The organism is Pseudaeromonas aegiceratis (assembly GCF_046254905.1).
Taxonomy (GTDB): domain Bacteria; phylum Pseudomonadota; class Gammaproteobacteria; order Enterobacterales; family Aeromonadaceae; genus Pseudaeromonas; species Pseudaeromonas aegiceratis.
On sequence record NZ_CP158016.1, the window covers coordinates 593,587 to 619,109 of the forward strand.

22 protein-coding genes are annotated in these 25,523 nt (G+C 64.8%); 13 read left to right on the forward strand and 9 right to left on the reverse strand.

Going from position 1 to position 25,523, the window contains the following annotated elements; translation table 11 throughout:
* Positions 1–153: 153 nt before the first annotated feature.
* From ABHF91_RS03000 to ABHF91_RS03015, 4 genes are read right to left on the reverse strand one after another with little or no spacing between them, the layout of a single operon-like run.
* Complete coding sequence (locus tag ABHF91_RS03000) at positions 154–1,305, reverse strand: ABC transporter permease (protein WP_409421994.1); 1,152 nt, start codon at positions 1,303–1,305, stop codon at positions 154–156.
* Complete coding sequence (locus ABHF91_RS03005; RefSeq protein ID WP_409421995.1) at positions 1,298–2,407, reverse strand: ABC transporter permease; 1,110 nt, start codon at positions 2,405–2,407, stop codon at positions 1,298–1,300. The genes ABHF91_RS03000 and ABHF91_RS03005 overlap by 8 nt, the downstream gene beginning before the upstream one ends.
* Positions 2,397–3,380 carry an HlyD family secretion protein gene (locus tag ABHF91_RS03010; protein ID WP_409421996.1) on the reverse strand — a complete coding sequence of 328 codons (984 nt, stop codon included), beginning with the start codon at positions 3,378–3,380 and terminating at the stop codon, positions 2,397–2,399. Before ABHF91_RS03010 ends, ABHF91_RS03005 begins: the two co-directional genes overlap by 11 nt.
* Positions 3,377–4,792, reverse strand: coding sequence for a TolC family protein (locus ABHF91_RS03015; protein ID WP_409421997.1), 1,416 nt, complete (start codon positions 4,790–4,792; stop codon positions 3,377–3,379). The genes ABHF91_RS03010 and ABHF91_RS03015 overlap by 4 nt, the downstream gene beginning before the upstream one ends.
* Positions 4,793–5,067: 275 nt before the next feature.
* Between ABHF91_RS03015 and prfC the strand changes: the two genes are divergently transcribed.
* A complete protein-coding gene (gene prfC / locus ABHF91_RS03020) occupies positions 5,068–6,651 on the forward strand; it encodes a peptide chain release factor 3 (RefSeq protein ID WP_409421998.1) in 1,584 nt (527 codons plus the stop codon).
* A gap of 476 nt (positions 6,652–7,127) precedes the next feature.
* On the opposite strand, the gene ABHF91_RS03025 is transcribed toward prfC, so the two are convergent.
* The 3 genes from ABHF91_RS03025 to ABHF91_RS03035 form a co-directional block, all read right to left on the reverse strand.
* Positions 7,128–8,123, reverse strand: coding sequence for a DNA-processing protein DprA (locus tag ABHF91_RS03025; RefSeq protein ID WP_409421999.1), 996 nt, complete (start codon positions 8,121–8,123; stop codon positions 7,128–7,130).
* A gap of 43 nt (positions 8,124–8,166) precedes the next feature.
* Positions 8,167–9,504 carry an HAD-IIIC family phosphatase gene (locus tag ABHF91_RS03030; protein WP_409422000.1) on the reverse strand — a complete coding sequence of 446 codons (1,338 nt, stop codon included), beginning with the start codon at positions 9,502–9,504 and terminating at the stop codon, positions 8,167–8,169.
* A gap of 1,006 nt (positions 9,505–10,510) precedes the next feature.
* On the reverse strand, positions 10,511–10,879 hold the full coding sequence (locus ABHF91_RS03035) for a hypothetical protein (protein ID WP_409422001.1): 369 nt from the start codon (positions 10,877–10,879) through the stop codon (positions 10,511–10,513).
* Between the two features lie 229 nt (positions 10,880–11,108).
* Here ABHF91_RS03035 and ABHF91_RS03040 point away from each other — a divergent pair, with 229 nt between their 5' ends.
* The 6 genes from ABHF91_RS03040 to nfsB all read left to right on the forward strand — a co-directional run bounded on the left by ABHF91_RS03040 (position 11,109) and on the right by nfsB (position 17,686).
* Complete coding sequence (locus tag ABHF91_RS03040) at positions 11,109–12,002, forward strand: Fe(3+) dicitrate ABC transporter substrate-binding protein (protein WP_409422002.1); 894 nt, start codon at positions 11,109–11,111, stop codon at positions 12,000–12,002.
* A gap of 3 nt (positions 12,003–12,005) precedes the next feature.
* Complete coding sequence (locus ABHF91_RS03045; protein WP_409422003.1) at positions 12,006–12,980, forward strand: iron chelate uptake ABC transporter family permease subunit; 975 nt, start codon at positions 12,006–12,008, stop codon at positions 12,978–12,980.
* Positions 12,977–13,963: an iron chelate uptake ABC transporter family permease subunit gene (locus ABHF91_RS03050; protein ID WP_409422004.1), complete on the forward strand. Its 987-nt coding sequence runs from the start codon at positions 12,977–12,979 to the stop codon at positions 13,961–13,963. Before ABHF91_RS03045 ends, ABHF91_RS03050 begins: the two co-directional genes overlap by 4 nt.
* Positions 13,964–13,965: 2 nt before the next feature.
* Complete coding sequence (fecE, locus tag ABHF91_RS03055) at positions 13,966–14,733, forward strand: Fe(3+) dicitrate ABC transporter ATP-binding protein FecE (protein ID WP_409422005.1); 768 nt, start codon at positions 13,966–13,968, stop codon at positions 14,731–14,733.
* 88 nt (positions 14,734–14,821) lie between these two features.
* Complete coding sequence (locus ABHF91_RS03060) at positions 14,822–16,945, forward strand: TonB-dependent siderophore receptor (protein WP_409422006.1); 2,124 nt, start codon at positions 14,822–14,824, stop codon at positions 16,943–16,945.
* An 84-nt stretch (positions 16,946–17,029) separates the two neighbouring features.
* Positions 17,030–17,686: an oxygen-insensitive NAD(P)H nitroreductase gene (gene nfsB / locus ABHF91_RS03065; protein WP_409422007.1), complete on the forward strand. Its 657-nt coding sequence runs from the start codon at positions 17,030–17,032 to the stop codon at positions 17,684–17,686.
* A gap of 288 nt (positions 17,687–17,974) precedes the next feature.
* On the opposite strand, the gene ABHF91_RS03070 is transcribed toward nfsB, so the two are convergent.
* Both ABHF91_RS03070 and ABHF91_RS03075 read right to left on the reverse strand, forming a co-directional pair.
* A complete protein-coding gene (locus ABHF91_RS03070) occupies positions 17,975–18,523 on the reverse strand; it encodes a GNAT family N-acetyltransferase (RefSeq protein WP_409422008.1) in 549 nt (182 codons plus the stop codon).
* Between the two features lie 135 nt (positions 18,524–18,658).
* On the reverse strand, positions 18,659–19,297 hold the full coding sequence (locus ABHF91_RS03075) for a LysE family translocator (RefSeq protein WP_409422009.1): 639 nt from the start codon (positions 19,295–19,297) through the stop codon (positions 18,659–18,661).
* Between the two features lie 80 nt (positions 19,298–19,377).
* Here ABHF91_RS03075 and ABHF91_RS03080 point away from each other — a divergent pair, with 80 nt between their 5' ends.
* The 6 genes from ABHF91_RS03080 to ABHF91_RS03105 all read left to right on the forward strand — a co-directional run bounded on the left by ABHF91_RS03080 (position 19,378) and on the right by ABHF91_RS03105 (position 25,460).
* Complete coding sequence (locus ABHF91_RS03080; RefSeq protein ID WP_409422010.1) at positions 19,378–20,262, forward strand: TatD family hydrolase; 885 nt, start codon at positions 19,378–19,380, stop codon at positions 20,260–20,262.
* 177 nt (positions 20,263–20,439) lie between these two features.
* Positions 20,440–21,708, forward strand: a complete 1,269-nt coding sequence (locus ABHF91_RS03085) for a NupC/NupG family nucleoside CNT transporter (protein ID WP_409422011.1) — start codon at positions 20,440–20,442, stop codon at positions 21,706–21,708.
* Between the two features lie 145 nt (positions 21,709–21,853).
* Entirely contained in the window at positions 21,854–22,024 is a 171-nt protein-coding gene (locus ABHF91_RS03090) for a XapX domain-containing protein (RefSeq protein ID WP_409422012.1), read from the forward strand.
* Between the two features lie 81 nt (positions 22,025–22,105).
* Complete coding sequence (deoC, locus tag ABHF91_RS03095; RefSeq protein WP_409422013.1) at positions 22,106–22,876, forward strand: deoxyribose-phosphate aldolase; 771 nt, start codon at positions 22,106–22,108, stop codon at positions 22,874–22,876.
* A 17-nt stretch (positions 22,877–22,893) separates the two neighbouring features.
* Positions 22,894–24,240, forward strand: coding sequence for a thymidine phosphorylase (gene deoA, locus ABHF91_RS03100; protein WP_409422014.1), 1,347 nt, complete (start codon positions 22,894–22,896; stop codon positions 24,238–24,240).
* Complete coding sequence (locus ABHF91_RS03105) at positions 24,237–25,460, forward strand: phosphopentomutase (RefSeq protein ID WP_409422015.1); 1,224 nt, start codon at positions 24,237–24,239, stop codon at positions 25,458–25,460. The genes deoA and ABHF91_RS03105 overlap by 4 nt, the downstream gene beginning before the upstream one ends.
* The last annotated feature ends 63 nt before the right edge of the window (positions 25,461–25,523 follow it).

Genomic DNA, 25,523 nt, shown 5'->3' on the forward strand with positions numbered 1-25,523 from the left:
CCCACCTAACCTCCCCCTTGGTAAGGGGGAGGAACGATTTTTCCCTCGCATTATTTTTAAGGGGAGGGTTAGGGTTGGCTTTTGCTTTAAAAAAACGTTGTTGATGCCGCAACTGCCTTTGCGGTTTCCTTTTTTGATCCCGCGACCTGGCGATCACGCCACCCGCTGACGGCGCCTTATTCCCCACCAGGCCAGCAGGCCATAGAGGGCCAGCTGGCCATAGAGCTGGCCCAGCTCGGGCCGGATCTGGGACAGATCGGCGCCTTCCACCTGCAGCTTGAGAAAGGCCTGGATCCCCGGGGTGGCGGGGATCCACTGGGCCAGGGCGGCCTGCCAGGCCGGCAGCCCCTCATTGGGCCAGATGAAACCGGTGACGAAGACGATGGGCAGGGAGCTGAGCACCACCAGGGCGGTGACCAGCTCCCGGCGCGGCAGCAGGCTGCCCAGCAGGCTGCCCAGGCAGCTGATGGTCATAAACAGCGGCAGCCAGAGCAGCAGCAACTGCCCCAGGGTGGCCAGCCGCGGCAGTCCGTACCAGGCCAGCCCCACCACCAGGTAGGCCAGGGCAAACAGCAGATAGAGCAGGGTGAACAGGCTGGTGCGGGCCACCAGCAGGGTGAGGGGCGAGGCGCTCTGCCAGTAGCCGGTCTCGCCGGCCCGGCAGGCCAGCCGCTGGCCGCAGGCCTGCAGACCGGCGCCGATGAGCAGGGTCTGGTGCAGGATCAGCAGGAACACCGCCGGCAGCACATAGGGCTGGTAGCCCAGGGTGGGGTTGAACAGGGGCACGCTGTTCACCGCGAAGGGCCGGCTGTCGTGCAGTGCCTGGGGCAGGGCCTCGCCGCTGGCTAGCCGCCGCTGCACCTGGATGCCGACCCCCAGGGTGGCGGCCGCCGTGCTGAGGCCCTCGGCGATGCCGCTGTAGCTGAGGAAGTAGGTGGCATCCGCCGCCAGGGCCAGGGTGACGCTGCGGCCCAGGCGCACATCGCGCATGAAGTGCGGCGGTATCACCAGTATGCCCCGGGCCTCGTTGTGCCGCAGCCGCTGCTGGGCCGCCTCCAATGTGCTGGCGGTGGCGACAAACCTTAGATTGGGGGTGGCCTCCGCCATGAAGGCCAGCTGGCGCGACAGCACGCTGTCGTCCTGATCCACCAGGATCACCGGCAGCTCCCGGGCCACCTGGTTGGCATAGGGGGAGGGGTAGAGCAGGAAGTAGTACAGCAGGCCGCCGAACAGGGTCAGCAGTATGGCCCTGTCGGTGAACAGGCGGCGGGTTTCCTGGCGCAGCAGATCCACAAACTCAGCCACGGCGCGCCCTCCGGATGAGCCAGGCTACCGGCAGCCAGAGCAGGCAAAACAGCAGCAGGTTGCGGATGGGCAGCCAGGCCGCCAGCCCCGTCATGGCGTAGTGGCCCTGCTGCACCTGCAGATCCACGTAGTGGGAGACCGGCAGCAGGCTGCGCCAGACGCTGGCGAAGCCGTTCATCTGCTCGGTGGGGAAGGTGATGCCGATAAAGGCCAACGACGGGGCGGTGAAGGCCGCCGCCAGGCTCATGGCCCGGGTGGCGTCCCGGGTCAGCAGGTAGAGCAGGCAGCCGAGGGCCAGACTCGCCCCCACCATCAGCCCCTGGCCCAGCAGCAGCATGGCCAGGCTGCCGGCCTGGGGCCAGCCGGCCAGCCGGAAGGCCAGCAGCATGAGGGCGCCCCAGCCCCAGGCGATGAGCCAGTAGGGCAGCAGCAGCGGCAGGCCGACGCGGCCCAGCCCGTCCGGCATCTGGCGTCCGTGGCGGGCCAGCCCCACTATGACGGGCACCACGCAGAAGATCTGCCAGATGGCCGGCCAGATGGCGCTGAGCAGAAACTGGGCGTAGTTGGTGCTGAGGTTAAATAGCGGCGTGATCTGCACCCGGATGGGCGCCGCCTGGCCCAGGGCACCCGGGCTCGGCACGCCGTGGGCCAGGGCGGTCAGGCCGGCGAGGCTGGCGTTGGCGGTGCCCAGGGCCTGCTGCAGGCTGCCGTTCACCAGCCGGCCCACCAGCAGCAGCTGGCCGTTGTAGCGCGCCTCCACCACCGGCTGCTTGCCCAGCCGCACATCCTTTTCAAATTCGTAGGGCAGGATCACCAGGCCGTAGAGGCGGCCGCTGCGCAGGGCGTCGGCGGCTTCTGGCCACTGGCTGAACTGCCGGGTGACCTGGAGCCCGGCGCTGTCGTCCAGCAGCTGGCTGACCCGGCGGGAGAGGTGGCTGCCGTCCTGATCCAGCACCCCGATGGGCAGATCCCGCGGCAGTCCGTTGCCAAACAGCGACCAGAGCCAGAGGCCCAGCAGCAGGGGCAGCCACAGCAGCAGGGCCAGCTGCCAGCGGTCCTGGCTGATGAGCCGCCAGGGCAGAAGCCAACGATTAGTCGGCATCCAGGCTCACCAGGCCGCTCATGCCCACCCGCAGGGGCAGGTCGGCCTCCAGGGGCCTGGCCTCCACCTCGAAGCTGCGCATGTCAAACCCGCTGCCGCTGTCGGTGGCCCGCCAGGTGGCGTATTCCCCCATCACGGCGATGTGGCTGACCCTGAAGCGGTGGGGCTGGTCGTCGATGGCCGGCAGGCGCACCTCGAACTCCCGCCCCATGGGGAAGTGCTTGAGCCGGTCTTCGCGCACCTGCAGCCGCAGCCAGGCGTCGTGCATGTCCAGCAGGGTGACCACGGGGAAGCCCTGGGGCGCCAGCTCCCCCGGTTGCAACAGCACCTGGCTTACCTCACCGCTGGCGGGGCTGCGCACCTCGGTTTCCGCCTGGTAGGCGGCCACCTCGGCCACGGCCCCCGCCGCCCGCTTGGCCTGCTCCCGGGCCGCCTGTTTCTGCTCCTCCCGCGCCCCTTCCTGGGCCAGCAGGTATTGCTGCTGGGCGGCATCGGCGGCCAACTGGCTGGTGCGCCACTGGGTCAGGGCCTCGTCGCGTTTCTGCTCTGCCAGCACCCCTTCCCTAAACAGGGCATCCAGTCTCTGGTAGGTGGTCTGGTGCAGATCCGCGGCGGCCTGGGCCCGGCGCCACTGATCCTTGGCGGCCAGCACCTGCTGCTCCCGGGCGCCCAGCTCCACGTTGCGGGCCAGGGCGCTGGCGGCGGCCTCACCGGCCTGGGCCTGCTGCATCTTGGCATCCAGCTCGGGACTCGTCAGGCGGAATACCAGATCCCCCTGCTGGAGCGGGTCGCCCTTCTTGACCAACACGCGGTCGATGCGGCCGGGGATCTTGGAGGCCACGCTGTAGCTTTGCGCCTCTATCTGTCCCTGCAGGCGCACGGGGGCGGGGCGGGTGGCCCACCAGGTGGCCCCCGCCAGGGCGGCGATGGGCAGCAGGGCAAGCAGGGGCAGGCGGCGGGACAGGGCACTCATGATTGAAACTCCACGTCGGCGTGTTGCGGGTATTGGCTGAATTCGGCGGCCCGGCCGGCCAGCGCCAGCAGGCGGGCCAGGGCGATGTCATAACGGTAGGCGGCGGCCTGGCGCTGGGTCTGCACCCCCAGCAATCGGGTCTGGGCCTCCTGCACATCCAGCGAGGTGCCCAGCCCCTGGGTAAAGGCGCTCTGCCGCAGCTTGAGGTTGGCCTGGGCCAGCTCGAGGGTGTGGGCGCTGGACTCATACTCCTGGCGCGCCTGATCGGCCTCCCGCCAGCTCTGCTGCACCAGCAGGCTCAGATCCTGCCTCAGCTGGGCCAGCATATCCCGCACCTGCAGCCGGGTGGTGGCGGCGGCGGCCAGGGTGTCGCTGTGGCCCTCGCGGCTCACCAGGGGCACCTTGACCCCCACCCCCACCAGCCAGTCCGGCGCCATCTTGGCCGCCAGGGTGTCCTGCTCATACAGCTGGTAGTTGCCGTACAGGAACACCTCCGGCAGCCGCTTGCCCGACTCCACCGTGGCCAGCCCCTCGGCCTGGCGGGCCTTGGCGTCCAGCAGCTGCAGGCCGGGGTGATGGGCCAGGGTGTCGGCCAGCAGGGTCGCCTCAGGGGGCAGCTGGCGGTTGATAAACAGCGGCAGGCTGGGCTGGGGCTGCCCCGTCTCCCCCAGCAGGCTGGCCAGGGCCAGCCGGGCGATCTCCGTCTGGCGGCGGGCTTGATCGGTCTGGATCTGGGCGTTGGCCAGGGCAGACTCGGCGGACAGGCGCTCCACCTCGGCGATCTGCCCCTGTTTGGCCAGCTGATTGGCCTGGGTCAGGTGATGGGCCAGCAGATCCTGCTGGGCCTGACGGGTGGCCAGCAGCTGCTGGGCCAGCTGGACGCCGAAGTAGCGCTGGGCCAGGGTCTCGAACGCAGCCATCTGTTTCAAGGCATACTGCTGGCGGGCCTCGTCCACCTGGGCGCCGCGTATGGTCTGGGCGGCATCGATGCGGCCGCCGGCGTACAGGGGCCACATGGCCTGAATGGAGCTGGTCACCAGATCCTGCTTGGTGAAGGGGGTCACCAGGGCGCTGCTGCCGCCGATGCCGGCCAGCAGCTGGCCCAGCAGCGGGCCCAGGGTGGCGTCCTGGGACAGCTGCGCCATGGGGTTGAGATCCGCCAGATCCAGCTCGATGGGCTTGGCCATGTGGGTGGCCTGGCCACTGACGCTGATGTCCGGCAGGTAGAGGGCCCGGGCGGCATCCGCCAGCTGTTCGGCCTTGGTGATGCCGCCCTGCTCGGCCTTGAGGCCGGGGTTCTGGCTCAGCACCTGCTGCCAGGCGCGGTCAAAGTCCAGCGGTTGGGCCAGTGCCAGGGCGGGGCCGCACAGTAGCAGCAGGAGGGCGCGTCGCCCCCAGGTGTGTAACGCCATGTCGAATCCATTCCGTTGACCCGGCCACGGGCGAGGCCGGGTAAAAAGGTAGAGCGATTATACTATTCCTGGGCGACCCCTCCCAGGCGGCCGGCCGGGCCGGGATCACCCTTTTGTCATCGCAGGCGGGGCGGTCTGGGCCTCATTCTACCCCAGGCCGCGCTTGCGCACCGAGGGCCATGGGGCCGCGGCGCGCATTTGTTTGGGCAAAAACTGCCCTTGGTTTATAATCCGCGGCCACTTTCTCGAGTTTTGCGTCATCACGGGACCTTTCCATGTCACAGTTCCTTACCGAGGTGGGCAAGCGCCGCACCTTCGCCATCATCTCCCACCCGGACGCGGGTAAGACCACCATCACCGAAAAGGTGCTGCTGTTCGGCAACGCCATCCAGCGCGCCGGCACCGTCAAGGGCCGCGGCTCGGGTCAGCACGCCAAGTCCGACTGGATGGCGATGGAAAAGGAGCGGGGCATCTCGGTCACCACCTCCGTGATGCAGTTCCCTTACAACGCGTGCCTGGTGAACCTGCTGGACACCCCGGGCCACGAAGACTTCTCCGAAGACACCTACCGCACCCTGACGGCGGTGGACTGCTGCCTGATGGTCATCGACGCCGCCAAGGGGGTCGAAGACCGCACCCGCAAGCTGATGGAAGTCACCCGGCTGCGGGACACCCCCATCCTCACCTTCATGAACAAGCTGGACCGGGACATCCGGGATCCCATGGAGCTGCTGGACGAGGTGGAGAACGAGCTCAAGATCAAGTGCGCCCCCATCACCTGGCCCATCGGCTGCGGCAAGCTGTTCAAGGGGGTCTACCACCTCTACAACAACGAGGTGATCCTCTACCAGACAGGTAAGGGCCACACCATCCAGGAGAAGCGGGTGATCCAGGGGCTGGACAACCCCGAGCTGGCAGCCGCGGTGGGCGAGGATCTGCTGGAGCAGCTCAAGGGCGAACTGGAGCTGGTGCAGGGCGCCTCCCACCCCTTCGACCGCCAGGCCTTCCTCGACGGCAGCCTGACCCCTGTGTTCTTCGGCACCGCCCTGGGTAACTTCGGCGTGGACCACATGCTGGACGGCCTCACCGAGTGGGCGCCGGCCCCCATGCCGCGCCAGACCGACGCCCGGGCCGTGGCGGCCAGCGAGGAGAAGTTCTCCGGCTTCGTGTTCAAGATCCAGGCGAACATGGATCCCAAGCACCGCGACCGCATCGCCTTTATGCGGGTGGTATCCGGTCGGTACGAGAAGGGCATGAAGCTGCGCCACGTACGCATCGGCAAGGACGTGGTGATCTCCGACGCCGTGACCTTCATGGCCGGTGACCGGGAGCAGGCCGAAGAGGCCTACCCGGGGGACATCATAGGTCTGCACAACCACGGCACCATACAGATAGGCGACACCTTCACCCAGGGTGAGGACATCAAGTTCACCGGCATCCCCAACTTCGCCCCGGAATTGTTCCGCCGCATCCGCCTGAAAGACCCCTTGAAGCAGAAGCAGCTGTTGAAGGGCCTGGTGCAGCTCTCCGAGGAGGGCGCGGTGCAGGTGTTCCGCCCCATCGAGAACAACGACCTCATCGTCGGCGCCGTGGGGGTGCTGCAGTTTGACGTGGTGGTGTCGCGCCTGAAGACCGAATACAACGTCGAGGCCATCTACGAGCCCATCAACGTCAGCACCGCCCGCTGGGTGGAGTGCAAGGACGGCAAGAAGCTGGATGACTTCCAGCGCAAGTGCGCCATCAACCTGGCGCTGGATGGCGGGGACAACCTGACCTATATCGCCCCCACCATGGTGAACCTGAATCTGACCATGGAGCGGTATCCAGATGTCGTCTTCCGCAAGACGCGGGAGCACTAAGCTGCGCTTTGGCTGTGCCGGTTGGGCGCAGCCTGTCGGGATGAATGAGGGCCGTCGAGAGACGGCCCTTTTTTTGTGGCTGCTGGGTGAGGTTCCGCCCTCTTGGGCTCTGGCGATCAACTAACCGCCGCTGGGCGGGGGCGGGCAAAGGGGCGCTGGCCCGCCCCTTTGCAATCCCTGGCCTTTTGCCCATGGCCGGGACAACCCCTCGCTCTGGTCGTTGTTCCGGGGCCGCCAGCGACGGCCCATCCCTGGACCGGCGCTGGCTAAGCCCGCCTCCCTGCGGGCCATCCCCTGCACACCGCCCGCCACTCGGCCCGGCCAAGGGCGGTCGGTGGTGTTATTGGGCCTTGGTGTTGAATCCCCATGCGTATTACGCTGGCGCTAATCGTACCTACGCGGGCTGGGTTGTTTTATCTGGCTCGTTAATACGGCGCAATATGCTGCGCTATTGCGCCCTACGCGGGCTATTTACATCACAGTAACTTATAATTTCCCGGTGAAACAATTACATCTGGATTTGAAAAGCACATTATTGATTCATTGATTTTTGAAAAATCATCTTTGTTTTTCATTTTTAAAAATAGACTTTCTTTGTAGTTGAATCCTATGATGTTAACTACATCATTGTATGAACCATTCAATAGTATGAGGTTACCTTCTGCATTTTCAGGTCTTTTAGACTCATCGGTTTTAGATTGACCTACTACCACCAATGGACGACCATATTTCAAAATGGCTCTAGAGGCATGAAGGCTTCCACCATTAACCCCCGTTTGGACAAGAAAAACACAAGATGATAGCCCTGCTTGTGTTGAGTCCCTTTTTACAAAGTTAGATTTGCCAGTGAAAGAGTTGTATGGGTATTCACTCAAGATGGCTCCGCCTGAGGCTAAAATTGCGTCAGCCAGATTTCGATTTTCCGAAGGGTATATTTTTTCCAACCCATGAGCCAATACAGCCACAGTTCTCCCTTGGTTTTCTATGCATGTTTTATGAGAAATACTGTCAATGCCTTTGGCAAGGCCGCTAACAATAATCCAATTGTTTTCCACCAGCCACTTCGTTAATCTTTCACAAATTATTTTGCCATGTTCGGTCGGGTCGCGAGTGCCTATTACCGCGACGGTTTTTTTATTGAGAAGTTCAATGTCTCCCGCAACAAATAAAATTGGTGGTGCATCTGGTAATAGTTTCAAGTGACTTGGATATTCATGATCAAAAATGGATATTATTCTATGGTTTCTGTTTTTTGCTTCGGCAACTTGCGTCTCTGCAAAGTGCAGAGATTCCTCTTTTATTGCCTTGGATCCATTTCTGTTGTCTTTTGTCAGGTTGCGGGCTAGGTCCTCAAACACGAGTTCCCCCATGTTAGGCATGGAAAAGAGAGATAATAATTTTTTTGTGCCCACGCCTTTTATTTTGCTTAGCATTAACAAAGTGAAGGTCTCTTGGCTAATATAGTTATTCATTATCTCTCCATGAACCGTAGCATATGAATGAATAATACACGAATTATTGCGAATAGTCTTCTGTATGTCTACACTGATTAGTTTTTTCAAAATATCCAGTGCAACCCCAGAACATTTTACCGGTCTTCCTGTTGGTGCGGCATTGCATTTTTCGACCACATTCAGGACAGAATTTGTCAACTGTTTTTATATTAACCGTCTTGGCAAAGCAAACACCAAATATTCTATCAGGTATGCAATGTTCAATAAGTGAAAAAGCACCACGCAAAGTTGCTCCTGTCGTAAATACATCATCAATTATAAGAACTTTGCTACCTTGTATTTCATGTTTATATTTATTTTTGAGTTTTAATTTCTCCTTTATCTCGGCTTCTCGAACATCTCTCCCACCTAGTGTTTTAAGGCTGCGTGCATCATCCTCAAAGTAAAATAAGTCGCTAATGAATCGAGTGGCTTTGTCGGGATATTTTTTTGATACTCGATTCAACATGTTTTCGAGTCTAGGATTTTTCCCTTTTTTTGATGGTATTACGGTGACTATGTCAAATCTTGCATCATCAGTGTTGTAGAAGAACTTTGGCGCTTTGCTTATATAAAAAAGCGTTAAGTCAACAAAATATTCTGGCATGACATAATTAGGGTGTAAATCTTTCTTGTAAATTTCTTGAGAAAGTGCATGTTTATTGTGGAGCAAAGCTGTTAATGGATCGCCTTGACTAAAGTAACGACCTAGACAAACGGCATCAATGTTTTCTTTTTTTAGCGCGCCGACATCGCCATTCAATAGCATAGGCATGAAGTAATAACGTTTTTTTGGTAAAGAGAATGCTCCATTTCTAGCTACAAACTCAGCAAGTAATTTAATGCCATCATAATCATCCAGTTCATCAATTAAGTAAGTTGAACTTAGCATTGCCGCTGGAATTTGCTTAATTGGATTGTTTGATGCCCAAGCTGGAGCAATAGGTTTTATATGTGCTGCATATGCAGCGTTGAAATCAACTTCATCATCCCCAATATAAAGAACTTTTTTGCCAACATTTAGAGCTTTCATTGCCATTTCAATTCCATTTGGAGATGGCTTCTTACCTTCTAAAGATACATCGTTGTAAGTAATAATAGATCCAAAATAGCGTTTTATGTCATGAAATTCCAGAATGGCGTGGGCATATCTTTTCGTCGAATTAGTTACTATGGCTAGTTTAACTCCCTTAGATAAAATCTCGCGTAATATTGTCCTTACTTTAGGGTATACTTTTGTTTCCCTTAATAGATCTTCGCTAGGGGCTTCACCTGGGGTGCTTTTTCTGAAGCCCTCAAGAGCTTTTGTGTTGACAAGAGTGTTGTCCAAATCAAATATTACAGCTTCAACTTTACTCATATTCTCTGACCTTATTAATATTAAAAAATGAAGGATGCAATGGTTCGCCGAGGGTGTAATAGCTGCAGCTGTATTGCACCGTATTGTTCAATTGGCAACCAAGTTACCTAATAAAACTTCATTAGGAAATAATGATATTGGTTTCAAATGGAATTTTGTCGCATGGCGCACTATTCCAGCCGTGCTTGGGGTTGCCCTCGACCGGGCCGAGCGGGGTGGGGGCTGGAGGGAATGAGCCGCAGGGAGGCGGCGAGAGGCATCGCCGGCTCTGCTCTTGTAGGTGCGATTAGCGCAGCTTAATCGCACGCATGTGAAAGAACTCACCCAACCTGAAACCCCGAACGGGCTGGCTAACTGGATCCGGCTCCCCTCTGTCTGGCCGAGGCGGCCACGGTGGGCGGGGCGGCGAGGCAGGACGCCGAGCCAGTTATCGTCATGTCGGGGCCAAACCGGTAAAGGACGGGATTAAGTATCCCGGCCCGGTTTGGCGCGAGGGCAGGGATAGCCCGAGCGGGGTGCGAAGCCAGGGACGGCGAAGCGGGTGTCGATAACGTGCCCCAAGCCCGGCGCGGACGCCGAGGGAAGCCGCAGGCCCAGACAGCGGGGAGTGCTGGGGGCCAAACCGGATAAGGGACGGGATTGAATATCCCGGCCCCGGTTTGGCGCGCAGGGCAGGAGCCCGGAGCGGGCCGTTTGTCAGGGATGACGTTGGAAGGGGGCAGCATGGCCCCCCTTCCCGCGCCCCCGTGCGCCATGGGGCAGGCAAAAAGCCCAAAGCCGAGTAGGGCGCAACGGACCTAAACAAATTGATCAAGCCAACGGCGGTGGGCAAACCGTCAGAATATAAGTGGGCACAAACCCGGCCACCGAGGCCGGCCAACCCCAGTGGCCGCGCCCCCGCCCAACGGCGGGAGGCTGTGCTGTGAAGACGCCACAGGGCTGCATTGGCAGCCCTGTGGTGGACGGGAGGGCTGCGGTGGCAGCCCTGGGGGGACAGACGCTGGGGTTACTTCTTCTCGTCGCTGTCCGACTTCATGGCATCCGCCGCTTCGTCCATCTCCTCGGTCATGGCGGCCGCGGCATCCTTGGTGGCATCCATGGCGTCAGCGGCGGCGTCCTTGGTGGCATCCACGGCGGCGGAGGCGGCCTGTTCGGTGGCGGCCATGGCGTCAGCGGCGGCCTGCTTGGTGGTGTCCATGGCGGCGGAGGCTGCCTGCTCTGTGGTCGCCATGGCGTCGGCAGCGGCCTGCTTGGTGGCCTCGGCCGCAGCGGCTACCGGCTCCTTGGTCGGTTCGGCCGGGGTGGGCTTGGGGTCGCCGCAGGCGGCCAGGGCCAGGGTCATGATGCCAAGCAGTATCCGTACTTTGTTGTCCATCTTTGTGTCCTCATGTGTAAAACCAGGGATTTAAGCGTAGCTGCCCTGAATCGGGCGGTGGGCAATATGCGCCCATTTCCCTTGAGTAACAACTGGCGGCAATGGCAGGTGGACGGGGGGATGGGGCGCCGGTCGCTCCCGGCCGGCCGGGGTCTGGCCGGGATCCGTGTTGATTATTGCGAACCATTCTCAATATAATCCGGCCCTTGTTGCCCGCCGGAGTCTGCTCATGTTGTCCCGAATCTGCCTGCTGCTGGGCCCGCTCTGGTTGTCCCTCAGCCTGTCGGCCCAGCCCATCGTCTTGCCGACCCAGCAGGGGGAACTGCGGCTGCCCCAAGCCCCCACAAGGGTGGTGGCGCTGGAATTTTCCCTGGTGGATGCCCTGGTGGCGGTGGGGGTGAGCCCGGTGGGGATCGCCGATGACGGCAGTCCGGCTCGGTTGTTGCCGGCGCTGCGCCAGGGCCTGGCGCCCTGGCGGTCGGTGGGGTCCCGGGCCCAGCCCAGCCTGGAGGTGATCGCCGATCTCAAGCCGGATCTCATCCTGGCGGATGGGGAGCGCCACGGCGCCATCTACGGCGCCTTGTCCCGGATCGCCCCCACCCTGCTGCTGCCTTCCAGCCGGGTCGGCTACGAGGCCAATCTGACGGCGGCGGCCCAGGTGGGCCGGGCGGTGGGGCGCCAGGCCGCCATGCAGGCCAGGCTGACCCTGCACCATGCGCGCATGGCGCAAGCCGCCCGCCAGTTGACCCCATTGCGGGGCCATACCCTGCAGTTTGGCGTCAGCCGGGAGAACGCCTTCTTTGCCCATCCCGCCGCCTCCTATGCCGGTGGCGTGCTGCAGGCCCTGGGGCTGAGTACGCCGGCGCCGGAGGGGCAGGATCTGGGCTCCCGGCAGATCGGCCTGGAGCAGCTGCTGGCCCTCAATCCCGATTATCTGCTGGTGGGGGACTATGGTCCCAAGAGCCTGGTGGCCCAATGGCAGCAACAACCTCTGTGGCCCTTGCTGACGGCGGCAAAGCCCGGGCATCTGTGGCCCGTGTCCGGCAACCTCTGGTCCCGCTGCCGCGGCCTGCTGGCGGCGGAGCTGATGGCGGCGGATCTGGTTCGCCTGGCCCAGGGCTGAGCCATGGGCCGCGGCGGTATCTGTTGCCTGTGGCTGGGGCTTTTGCTCTGCCTGCTGGCCTGGGCGGGCCTGTTCGCCTGGTCGGCGCTGCCCATTTCTCCGGGGCAGGCCCTGGCGGCCCTGCTGGGCACCCCCGGCGGCATGGCGGATCTGGTGGTGCGCCAGATCCGGCTGCCCCGGGTGCTGCTGGCGGGCCTGGTGGGGGCGGCCCTGGCCGCCGCCGGCTGCCTGATGCAGGCCCTGACCCGCAATCCCCTGGCTTCGCCCGGGCTCTTGGGGGTCAATGCCGGGGCGGCCCTGGGGGTGGTGCTGGTGAGTGCCTGGCTGCCGCTGGACTCGACTATTGGCCTGCCCCTGGGAGCCATGGTCGGCGGCCTGTTGGCCTGGGGCCTGGTGATGCTGCTGGGCAGCGGCTGGCGGGGTGAGCGGGGCCGCCTGGTGCTGGCCGGCATCGCCGTCAGCGCCCTGTGTGGCGCCCTGACCCGGGCCGGCCTGCTGCTGGCGGAGGAGCAGGCCAGCGGGGTGCTGAGCTTCCTGGCCGGCTCCTTTGCCGCGGTGCAGCCCGCCACCTGGCAGTCCAGCTGGCCCGGCCTGCTGCTGGGGCTGCTGCTGGCCCTGGGCCTGGCGCCGGCGGCCAACCTGCTGGCCCTGGGGGAGGCGCGGGCCGCCAGCCTGGGACTGAACCTGGTGGCCCTGCGGCTGATCCTCAGCCTGACGGTGCTGCTGCTGGTGGGGATCTGCGTCAGCCGGGTGGGGGCGGTGGCCTTCGTCGGCCTGCTGGGGCCCCACCTGGCCCGGGCCCTGGTGGGGGTGGATCATCGGCGGTTGCTGCCCTGCGCCATGCTGGTGGGGGCCTGCCTGACCCTGGCGGCGGATCTGCTGGGCCGCGCCCTGGCCTTCCCGGCGGAGACCCCCGCCGGCGCCCTGCTGGCTCTGGTGGGGGCGCCCTGCTTCCTCTATCTGGTGCGCCGCACATGAGCCCTTCTTTGCCTCCCTCGCTGCGGTACTCGCTGCGTCCCTATCTGTGGCTGACCGGGCTGCTGGGGCTGAGCCTGCTGGGCAGCCTCTCCCTGGGGGCCGTGGCCGTCTCCCCGTCGGCCCTGTGGCAGGCTTGGGCGCCGGATGCCGCGGCCCATTTCACCCTGCTGAGCCTGCGCCTGCCGCGCCTGCTGCTGGCCTGGTTGGTGGGGGCCATGCTGGGGGCCGCCGGCTGCCTGTGTCAGGCGGTGGTGCGCAATCCCTTGGCGGCGCCGGATCTGCTGGGGGTGAGCCATGGGGCCAGCCTGGCGGTGGTGCTGGCCCTGGTGGTCTGGCCCGGGCTGGCCCCGGGCTGGCTGCCCTGGCTGGCCCTGACCGGTGGCCTGGGGGCCGCCGGGCTGCTGTGGTGGTTGAGCGGCCCCCGTTGCCCGCCCCTGCGCCTGGCCCTCACCGGGGTCGCCCTGGGCACCCTGCTGGCCAGCGGCGTGGACTTAGTGCTGCTCACCCAGCCGCCGCAGCTCAATCAGGCCCTGCTCTGGCTCACCGGCAGCCTGTGGGGGCGGGGCTGGGAGCAGCTGCCCCTGCTGCTGCCCTGGTGGAGCCTGCTGCCGCTGTTGCCCTGGCTGGCCAGTCGGCTGGATCTGCTGATGCTGGGGGAGGAGCGCGCCCAGGGGCTGGGGCTGCCGGTGGCCCGGCTGCGGGGTTGGGCCCTGCTGCTGGCGGTGGTCTGGTGCTCGGCGGCGGTGGCGGTCTGTGGCCCTCTGGCGTTTTTGGGGCTGGTGGCGCCCCACCTGGCCCGCCGTCTGGTGGGGGGGCGGCATGTCCGCCTGCTGCCGGCGGCCATGCTGGTGGGGGCCCTGCTGCTGAGCCTGGCGGATCTGCTGGGCCGCATTCTGCACCCGCCGCTGGAGCTGCCGGCGGGTCTGTTCACCGCCCTGCTGGGGGCACCCTATTTTCTCTATCTGCTGCTGAGGACGCGCTAGCCATGGCCCTGACGACCGAACAACTGGTGGTGGATTACGGCGCCGGCCCCGTGCTCAAGGGGCTGGATCTGGCCCTGCCGCCGGGCCGCTTCACTGCCCTGTTGGGCCCCAACGGCTGCGGCAAGTCCACCCTGTTGCGGGCCCTGGGACGGCTGCAGGCGCCAAGCTCAGGCCGGGTCTGCTGGCAGGGCGAGGATCTGCGGGGTTGGCGACCCCGGGCCTATGCCCGCCAGGTGGCCCTGTTGCCCCAGGCTCAGGAGACGCCGGAGGGCATCCGGGTGGCGGAGGCGGTGGCCTATGGCCGGGCCCCCCACACCGGCCTGTGGGGCCGGCTGGGGGCGGAGGATCTCCGCCAGGTGGCGCTGGCCATGGCGGCCACCGGGGTGACGGCGCTGGCGGATTGCCGGCTCACCGAGCTGTCCGGCGGTCAGCGGCAGCGGGTCTGGCTGGCCATGACCCTGGCCCAGCAGACGGACTGCCTGCTGCTGGACGAGCCCACCACCTACCTGGACATCAATCACCAGGTGGAGCTGATGGGGCTGCTGGGCCGGCTGCGGGATCAGGGGCGGACCCTGGTGGCCGTGCTGCACGATCTCAACCAGGCCAGCCGCTACTGCGATCACCTGATCCTGATGCGGGACGGTTACCTGGTGGCCCAGGGCAGTCCGCGACAGGTGCTGACCCCGGCGCTGCTGGCCCGGGTGTTCCAGGTGGAAGCGGAGATCCACCCCGATCCCGTGGCGGGCACCCCCATGTGCATACTGCGCTAAAAAACTCGGTAAACCGGTTTAATTGATAATCTTTATCAATTAGCATGAGCCTCCTTGCTTAATTGACAATTATTATCATATGAAGGACATGGATTTCGATTTGGGCCGCCCCGGCTGGCTGGCCCTGCTGTTGCCCCTCACTCTGCCCCTGCCTGCCCTGGCCGACGATACCCCAGATGAGGCGAACGCCGCGCCCCTGGAGAGCCAGGGGGAGACGGTCACCGTCTACGGTCGGGCCCTCTCCTTGTACCGGGCGGAGGAGAGCAGCAGCGCCACCCGCACCCCCACGGCGCTGGATGACATCCCCCAGTCGGTGCAGGTGCTGCCCCAGACCCTGATCGAGGATCAGGGGGCCCGGCAAATCACCGATCTGTACCGCTCCATCAGCGGGGTGAGCCAGTACTCCTACTCAGGGGTGACCTTCCGCGGCTTTCGCCAGGATCAGATCCTGTATGACGGCGTGCGGGGGGATCCCTTCAATGGCTTCGCCATTCCCCAGCTGTTCAACATAGCGCAGGTGGAGGTGATCAAGGGGCCCTCGTCCGCCCTGATGGGCAGCGGCGAGCCCGGCGGCACCATCAACTACCGCACCAAGCAGCCCAGCCACGAGACCCGCCGCCAGGTCTCCCTGACCGGGGGCAACCAGGACTTTGCCGGCGGCAGCCTGGAGCTCTCCGGCCCGGTGAATGACGAGGACAGCCAGCGCTATCGCATCGGCCTCTACCAGGACCACGAGAACCCGTCCCGCAACAACACGGACGTGCGCAACCGCATCCTGGACTTCGGCTACGCCTGGGATCTGTCGGCGGCCACCAGCGTGACCGCCCAGTTCACCGATGTGTTGCAGCATTACGGCGGCGCCCGCCTGCGGGGCATTCCCACCGACGATGCGGGCAACTTCCTGGCGGACATCGACTGGAACGCAAACGAGTCATCTGACTATCAGGATCTCGCCGCCCAGGTGTACCAGCTGCGGCTGGATCATGTCTTCAACGACTGGCTGCTGGGGGATCTGACCCTGCGCTACTACCAGAACGAAGAGACCCAGAAGTATCACGAGCCCAGCGGTCTGTCGGATACAGACGGCGACGGTGTGGTGGACTGGAGTGCCCGTGAGTACCGGGATCAGGTGCGGCACAACAAGGCGGGCTCCCTCACCACTAACCTCACGGCGCAACTGGGGCCCCATACCCTGCTGCTGGGCAGCGACGTCTACCGGCTGGACGAGGACTACATCTACTACCGGGCCCAGACCAAGGACGGGGTGGAAGGCCTCAGCCTGACGGATCCCCAATACGGCACCACGGATCCCGCCAGCTACAACCTGCACCTGACCAAGCAGACCTGGTCCCGCTCCGACCGTTACGGCCTCTATGTGCAGGATCAGTGGGCGATCACCCCGGCCTGGAACCTGCTGGGCGGCCTGCGGCTGGACGGTTTTGCGGACGAGGTGGAGGACAGGATCAACGACACCCGGGATCACTACAGTGGTCAGGGCTGGAGTTATCGCCTGGGGTCCACCTACCGGATCAATCCCCAGCTGCACCCCTATGCCCTGGTGGCCACCGGCTTCGTGCCCCAGGATGCGGCGGATCAGGCGGCCAGCAGCGGCGGGCCCTTCGACCCGGAGGAGAGCCTGATGTATGAGACCGGCCTGCGCAGCTACTGGTTCGACAATGCCCTCAGCCTCAACCTGGCGCTCTACCAGATCACCAAGCGTAACCTGCTGCAGACCGATCCCGACGACACGGATCGCCTGATCGCCCTGGGGCAGGTACGCAGCCGTGGGGTGGAGCTGGATGCCCTGGCGGATCTCACCGACAACTGGACCGCCAACCTGAGCTACGCCTACAACCGGGTGAAGGTCATCGAGGGGTCCGAGGATCTGGCGGACGGCGAGGACGGCGAATTTGCCAATGCGCCCCACCATCAGCTGGGGCTGTGGACCCGCTACGACATCCGCGCCCTCGACTCCGCCATCAGCTTCGGCGCCGATCATGTCAGCCGCCAGTACAACCAGAGCGGCCAGATCGTCAAGGCCTACACGGTATTCGATGCCGCCTGGCAGACCCGCTGGCAGCAGTGGCTGTTCCAGCTCAACGCCAAGAACCTGCTGGACAAGGAGTACGCGGTCAGCGGCTTCCTGGCGAAAACCGGCCATTTCCCCGGCGAGGGGCGGCGCCTCTATCTCAAGGCCAGCTACCAGTTCTAAGGGGGCGTGATGGCGCCGGGGGCGGGTTTGACAACCGCTTGCCCCTGGCGTTTGATAGGACGGCATCATTATCAGGAGCACATCATGACTCTGTCCCAATTGGCAAAACAGCGTTATACCACCAAGGCGTATGACGACAGCCGCCGCATCGGCGACGCGGATCTGGCGCAGCTGCAGACCCTGTTGCAGCTGGCGCCTTCCTCGGTGAACTCCCAACCCTGGCACTTCATCTTCGCCGGCAGCAGCGACGCCAAGGTCCGCATCGCCCAGGTGGGGGCCCACGATCAGTTTGCCTATAACGGCCCCAAGATCACCCGCGCCTCCCATCTGGTGATCCTGTGTGTGCACACGGACTTGAGCGAGGAGCACCTGGCGGCGGTGCTGGAGCAGGAGGCGACGGACGGCCGCTTCCCCGACGAGGCGGCCAAGCAGACCGGCGGCAAGGTACGGGCCGGTTACGTGGCCCTGCACAAGGAGACGCTGCAGGATCTGCCCCACTGGATGGAGAAGCAGGTGTACATAGCCCTGGGCAGCCTGCTGCTGGGGGCCGCCACCTTAGGCATAGATGCCACCGCCATGGAAGGGCTGGACTTTGCCGCCATCGACGCCGAGCTGGATCTGGCGGAGCAGGGGTTGCGTTCCTTGGTGGCGGTGAGCCTGGGCTATCACAGCGATGAGGACTTCAACGCCGGCCTGCCCAAGTCCCGCCTGCCCAAGCAGCGGGTGATCAGCCAGATCTGAGGTTCCGGACGGTGAATGAGAAACGGCGCCCCAGGGCGCCGTTTTTTATCGCACTCGGAGGTCGGTGAGCCGGAGCAAAAAAATGCCCCGTCGTAAGACGGGGCGCAGCAGGGGCATCGAGACCCATTGTGAGGGCCTACCGCCTCAATCACCTGAGGGCCGCGCCTCCCGAGGAGGACGGCCACGCCAGTAGCGGGGATGGAACGGGTCGTGTCGCGTGCGACCCTCTTGACCCTAGCAACAAGTCGCTGATCTAGAAATAAATAATCCTGCAGCCTGTTGGATCTGTCAGGCCCAGGACTCGTCCCGCAGCAGGGCGGTGAGCAGGTGATCCTGCCAGTGGCCGGCGATCTTCAGATAGCGGCGGGCATAGCCTTCGCGCTCGAAACCCAGCCGGCGCAGCAGGCGACCGCTGCGGGCATTGCTGGGCATGTAGTTGGCCATGATGCGCTGCAGGCTGGTCTCCTCGAACAGGTAGCCGATGGCGGCCTGGACGATTTCCCGCATCAGTCCCTGGCCCTCTTGCTCCTTGGCGATGGAGTAACCCAGGTAGCAGGCCTCGAAGGCGCCGTGTTGCAGGCCGGTGAAGTGGCACACCCCCAGCAGCCGGCCGCGGTCGGGGGTCAGGGCGATGAAGTGGTATTCCTGCCCGGTGATAAAGGCCTCGGCCCAGGTGGCCAGCTGCTGCTGCCAGTAGGCCAGTTGGTAGTAGTCGGCGGCCCGCTGGGGCTCCCAGGGGGCCAGGTGGTCACGGTTGGCCAGCTGGTAGTCCAGCATCAGCTGGGCCTCCTGGGGGGAGGGGATCTCCAGGCGGGTGCGGTGGGTGTGAATGATCATCGACAAAGGTCCAATGGGGGTACGCGGGCAGAGGCCCGCGCCGCTGGTCGGATAATAACCGAAACCGGTTACACCTTACACCGCCACACAAGGACTTTTGTTAACCTGGTCAATAGGTTACGTAAAGGTTAACGGTTAACCTCGACCAGAAAGAGCCAATCGAGCCCCAAGACCGAGAAACAGCAGCCCCATGCCCTGTTCCATTCGGCGCCGCCATGCCAGGGGCAGTCGCAGCCGGTTGCGGGCGCCGGCGGTGAGCCAGGCCAGCAGGTGACACCAGAGCATGCCGTTGAAATTGAACAGCAGCCCCAGGGCGATGAAGGCCAGGGCCTTGTGGGGGGCCTGGGGGGCGATGAACTGGGGCATGAAGGCCAGGAAGAACAGGGCCACCTTGGGGTTGAGGGCATTGGTGAGAAAGCCCTGCCAGAAGATGCGGCCCAGGGGACGAGCTTCGGCCGCGGCCTGGGCGGCGGTCGTTGCGGCCGGCGCGCTGGGGCGCAGGCTCTGCCAGCCCAGGTAGAGCAGGTAGGCGGCCCCCAGCAGCTTGACCACCCCGAAGGCGGTGGCGGAGGTGGCCAGCAGGGCGGAGAGACCCAGGGCGGCGGCGCCGATATGCACCAGCACCCCGGTGCCAATGCCCTGGGCGGCGGCAAAGCCGGCCCGCCAGCCCTGACGGGCGCTCTGGCTCATGATGTAGAGGCTGTCGGGGCCGGGCATCAGGTTCAGCAGCAGGCCGGAGACGATAAACAGGGGCAGATCGTGGATGCCGAGCATAGGACGCTTCCTGGGAAAAGCGCTATTACAACGCCGGCGGCGGCCTGACTCAAGGTGGATTTGCAGGGGTTGGCGGCCTGATGCAAGCTAAGGCTATCCCTTGCTGGCTGACCGCCACCGCCCCGTTGGAGAACGGCATGCCCTCCATCCCCATCCCGCCGCTGATCGATACCCATGTGCACCTGGACTTGCCGGCGCTGGCGCAGCGGCTGCCGGCTGTGCTGGCCCGCAGCCGGGCGGCCGGGGTGACACGCTGGCTGGTGCCGGCGGTGGACAGCGCCCACTGGGCCGGTCTGGTGGCACTGGCGGCGCGCACGCCAGGGCTCTACTACGCCTTGGGGCTGCATCCCTGGTGCCTTAGCGCGCCGGCGCCGGCCCTGGCGGAGCTGAGCCGGCGCCTGGCGGCGCCGCCTGAGGAGCCTGCACCTGTGGCCATCGGCGAGTGCGGCCTGGACGGGCTTATCGACACGCCGCTGGCCGATCAGCAGCGGGTGCTGGAGGCGCAGATCCGCCTGGCCTGCGAGCATGAGCTACCCCTCATACTGCACAGCCGCAAGACCCATTCCGCCCTGCTGAGGCTGTTGCGCCGCTACCGGCCTCCCGCCGGTGGCGTGATCCATGGCTTCGCCGGCTCGCAGCAGGAGGCGCAGGCCTTCTGGTCACTGGGGTTCTGCCTGGGGGTGGGGGGCGTCATCACCCATGCGCGGGCGGCCAAGAGCCGTCAGGCCCTGGCGACCATGCCGGTGGAGGCCCTGTTGCTGGAAACCGACGCCCCCAGCATGCCCCTGGCCGGTCGCCAGGGGGAGAGCAATCAGCCGGCCTATCTGCCCGAGGTGCTGCACTGCCTGGCCGGCCTGCGGGGGGAGGAGGCCGGCCCGCTGGCCCGGCAACTCAATGCCAACGCCTGCCGCTTGTTCCGCCTGCCACCGTTGCCGCAGACTGGGCCCGATACAATTGATACCTAGATTGGTTGCAGAAAATCGTTTTCGCCCAAATTTGCCGTAAATTTGCAAGAAAAACCGGATAAAAGTGTGATTAAAGAGACGAAATTCTGAACTTGCGCCGCTACAATGCGCCCCCACGTTGACCCGCCACGCCGACGGTTGGCGACGAGTCCTGGGTGCAAGATAGAGGATACTAGAATGAGTCTAATCATGAGTCTGGTGGGGATGGCGACGCTGATCCTCATCGCGGTACTGTTCTCCAGCAACCGCAAGGCCATCCGCCTGCGCACCGTGGCGGGGGCCTTCGCCCTCCAGGCGGCCCTGGGGGCCTTCGTGCTCTACGTACCGGTGGGCAAGGACGTGCTCAAGACGGTCTCCGACGGGGTGAGCAGCGTCATCGCCTTCGGCCAGCACGGCATCAACTTCCTGTTTGCCGGTCTGGTGGGGAATGCGGCCTTCAGCAGCGGTCTGGGCTTCATCTTCGCCTTCCGGGTGCTGCCGGTGATCATCTTCTTCTCCTCCCTCATCGCTGTGCTCTACTACCTTGGGATCATGCAGTGGGTCATCCGCCTGCTGGGGGGCGCGTTGCAGAAGGTGCTGGGCACCTCCCGCACCGAGTCATTGTCGGCCACCGCCAACATCTTCGTCGGCCAGACCGAGGCTCCCCTGGTGGTGCGCCCCTATATCGCCCGCATGACTGACTCCGAGCTGTTCGCCATCATGGTGGGGGGGCTGGCCTCGGTGGCGGGCTCCGTGCTGGCCGGCTACGCCGCCATGGGGGTGAAGATGGAATACCTGATCGCCGCCTCCTTCATGGCCGCCCCCGGTGGCCTGCTGTTTGCCAAGCTGCTGATGCCCGAGACCCGCCCAGAGCTCATCCATGATGCGGATCTGGAGGAGGTGGCCGAGGAGAAGCCGGCCAACGTCATCGACGCCGCCGCCGCCGGCGCCTCCTCCGGCCTGCAGCTGGCCCTGAATGTGGGCGCCATGCTGCTGGCCTTCATCGGTCTCATCGCCCTGATCAACGGCCTGTTCGGCGCCGTCGGCGGCTGGTTTGGCATGCCGACGCTGAGCCTGGAGCTGATCCTGGGTTGGCTGTTCTCGCCGCTGGCCTACCTGCTGGGGGTACCCTGGAGCGAGGCCTCGGTGGCCGGCTCCTTCATCGGCCAGAAGCTGATCTTGAACGAGTTCGTCGCCTACTCCAACTTTGCCCCCTATCTCAAGGACAGCGCCGAGGCGGTGGCGGCGGGGCTGCAGCCCTTGTCCGACCATACCCGGGCCATCATCTCCTTCGCCCTGTGCGGTTTTGCCAACCTCTCCTCGGTGGCCATATTGCTGGGTGGCCTGGGCAGCATGGCCCCCAACCGCCGCGGTGACATAGCCCGCTTCGGCCTCAAGGCGGTGCTGGCCGGGACCCTGTCCAACCTGATGTCCGCCACCCTGGCGGGCTTCTTCCTGGCCTTGTGATGCACTGGGGTCATGGCGTTGCCGTGGCCCTTTTTTCGTCGCCAGGCCAGGCCCGGCACGTTTGCGCAAAAAGCGTTTGCCTTCGCAGACGCCGGAGGTGAGGATGACTATCCTGCCTCCCAAGACAGTTAGCCATGAGGTAGGAATGAGTGAGATCCTGATGGCCCTGGCGGCCGGTTTGGTGGTCGGGGTGCTGTTTTCCCTGCTGCGGCTGCCGATCCCGGCGCCCCCCGTGCTCTCCGGTGTGATGGGCATAGTGGGGGTCTATCTGGGAGCCATGGGTTACCACTGGCTGGTGGCGCGCTTTTTCTCCTGATGGGCCGCGCCCATAGTGCCGTCCGGCCCGGCCGGACCTTTTATCCAACTTGGCTGGTCAGCCAACCCAACGGAGTGAGACATGAGTGATTTGCAACAGGCGGCTCGCCGCGCCATCGGTCTGATGGACCTGACCACCCTGAACGACGACGATACCGATGCCAAGGTGGCGGCCCTGTGCCGGCAGGCCCTGACCCCCGCCGGCCGTACCGCCGCCATCTGCATCTACCCGCGCTTCATCCCCGCCGCCCGCAAGGTGCTGCGGGAGCTGGGGGCGGCGGATCTGCCCATCGCCACCGTCACCAACTTTCCCCACGGCAACGATGACATCGAGATCGCCGTGGCGGAGACCCGCGCCGCCGTGGCCTATGGTGCCGACGAGGTGGACGTGGTGTTCCCCTATCGGGCCCTGATGGCCGGCAACGAGACAGTGGGCCGCGAGCTGGTGCGGGCCTGCAAGGCCGCCTGCGGCGACCAGGTGCGCCTCAAGGTGATACTGGAAACCGGCGTGCTGCAGGAGCCGGCCCTCATCCGCCGGGCCAGCGAGCTGGCCATCGAGGCCGGCGCCGACTTCATCAAGACCTCCACCGGCAAGGTGCCGGTGAATGCCACCCTGGAAGCGGCCCGCATCATGCTGGAGGTGATCCGTGACAAGAACCCGGCGGTGGGCTTCAAGCCGGCGGGCGGGGTCAAGGATGCCGCGGCAGCGGCCGAGTTCCTCGCGCTGGCGGAGTCCATCCTGGGGGTGGACTGGGTGAGCCCGCAGCGTTTTCGCTTCGGCGCCTCCAGCCTGCTGGGCAACCTGCTGGCCATCCTGGGGCTGGCGGATAAACCGGCCGGCGGCGGTTACTAACCAAGCGGGAGGCGGGCATGTTTCTGGCGCAGGAGACCATACGCCGCAAGCGTGACGGACAGCGGCTGGACGAGGCGGAGATCCGCACCTTCATGGCCGGGGTGGTGGATGGCAGCATCAGCGAGGGGCAGATCGCCGCCCTGGCGATGGCCATCTTCTTTCGCGACATGGATGCGGGGGAGCGCATCGCCCTGACCTGCGCCATGCGGGACTCCGGCGACGTGCTGAGCTGGCCCGAGCTGGCTGGCCCCGTGCTGGACAAGCACTCCACCGGCGGGGTGGGGGATGGCACCTCCTTGATGCTGGGGCCCATGCTGGCGGCCTGCGGCGCCTATGTGCCCATGATCTCCGGCCGTGGCCTGGGCCATACCGGTGGCACCCTGGACAAGCTGGACGCCATCCCGGGTTACCAGACGGCGGTGAGTGTGGAACGCCTGCGGGCCGTGGTGCAGGAGGTGGGGGTGGCCATCGTCGGCCAGAGTGCCGATCTGGCGCCGGCGGACAAGCGCTGCTACGGGGTGCGGGATGTCACCGCCACCGTCGAGTCCATTCCCCTCATCACCGCCTCCATCCTGTCCAAGAAGCTGGCCGCCGGCCTGCAGGGGCTGGTGATGGACGTCAAGGTGGGCTCCGGTGCCTTCATGCCCAGCTATGACAAGTCATTGGAGCTGGCCCGGGCCATAGTCACCGTGGCCAACGGCGCCGGCTGCCGCACTCGGGCCCTGCTCACCGACATGAACCAGCTGCTGGCCCCCAGCGCCGGGAACGGCCTGGAGATCTGGGAGGCCATCCGCTATCTCAAGGGCGAGGCCAGACCCGATCGCCTGCATGAGGTGATCCTGGCCCTGGGCAGCGAGTTGCTGCACAGCGGCGGATTGGCCTGCGATCGGGAGCAGGCCCGGGCCTGGCTGGAGGGGGTGCTGGAGAGCGGTGCCGCCGCCGAGTGTTTCGGTCGCATGGTGGCCGCCCTGGGGGGGCCGGCGGATCTGCTGGAGCGGCCCCACCGGCATCTGGCACCGGCGCCGGTATGCCGCCCCCTGCTGGCCGGGCGGGATGGTTATCTGGCCACCATGCAGACCCGGGCCCTGGGGCTGGCGGTGGTGGGGCTGGGAGGCGGTCGCCGCCATCCCGCCGATCGGCTGGATCACCGGGTGGGCTTGTCCGGCGTCCTGCCCTTGGGGGCGCCGGTGAGCCAGGACGCGCCCCTGGCCTGGATCCATGCCGCCGACGAGGCAAGCTGGCAGCGGGCCGCCTCGGCGGTACGGGCCGCCCTGACACTGGCCGACATACCGCCGCCCCCGTCACCCCTGATCTACGACTGTATCGCCGAGGACACCCTCGGCGAGGAAGGAGAGCAAGCATGAGACGCAGCTTTATTCTGATGATGGACTCGCTCGGCATTGGCGCTGCCGCCGATGCCGAGCGGTTTGGCGATGCCGGGGCCAATACCCTAGGCCACATCGCCGAGGCCTGTGCCGCCGGCCGGGCCAACAACGAACGGCGCCACGGCCCCTTGCGCCTGCCCAACCTGACCAAGCTGGGCCTGGCCCACGCCTGTGGCGAGGCCTGTGGCCGCTTCCCCGCCGGGCTGGATGAGAGCCTGGTGCCGGTGGCCGCCTACGGTCATGCCCAGGAGATCTCCTCCGGCAAGGACACCCCCTCGGGCCACTGGGAGCTGGCGGGCAGTCCTGTGCTGTTTGACTGGGGCTATTTTCGCGAGCCGGTGAACAGCTTTCCGACCGAGCTGCTGGACACCCTGGTGCAGAAGGCCAAGCTGCCGGGCTATCTGGGCAACTGCCACGCCTCCGGCACCACAGTGCTGGATGAGCTGGGGGTCGAGCACATGCGCAGCGGCAAGCCCATCTTCTACACCTCGGCGGACTCCGTGTTCCAGATCGCCTGCCATGAGGAGACCTTCGGCCTGGAGCGGCTCTATGCCCTGTGCCAGCTGGCGCGGGATGAGCTGACCGCCGGTGGTTACAACATAGGCCGGGTCATAGCCCGGCCCTTCGTCGGTGACCAGCCTGGCGGCTTCCAGCGCACCGGCAACCGCCACGACTATGCGGTGGAGCCGCCCATGCCGACCCTGCTGGATCGGATGCAGGAAGCGGGGGGCGAGGTGATCGCCATCGGCAAGATCTCCGACATCTATGCCGGCCGCGGCGTGACCCAGAAGATCAAGGCCACGGGCCTGGCGGAGCTGTGGGACGCCACCCTGGCCCAGCTCTCCCGCGCCGGGGATCAGAGCATCGTCTTCACCAACTTCGTGGACTTCGACTCCGCCTATGGTCACCGGCGGGATGTGGCGGGCTATGCCGAGGCGCTGGAGTACTTCGACCGCCGGCTGCCCGAGCTGCTGGAACGGTTGGGGCCGGGGGATCTGGTGGTGCTCACCGCGGATCACGGCTGTGATCCCACCTGGAGCGGCACCGACCATACTCGGGAATATGTGCCGGTGATCTTCTACGGCAAGCCGGTGCATGCCGGCTCCCTGGGGCGGCGGGAGACCTTCGCCGACCTGGGGCAGAGCCTGGCCGACTATCACGGCCTGCCGGCACTGGCCTACGGCCACAGTTTTCTGTAATCATGCCCGCCGGCCCTGCGGGGCCGGTTTTACACTGCTACTGGAATCAAATAAGGAATAACA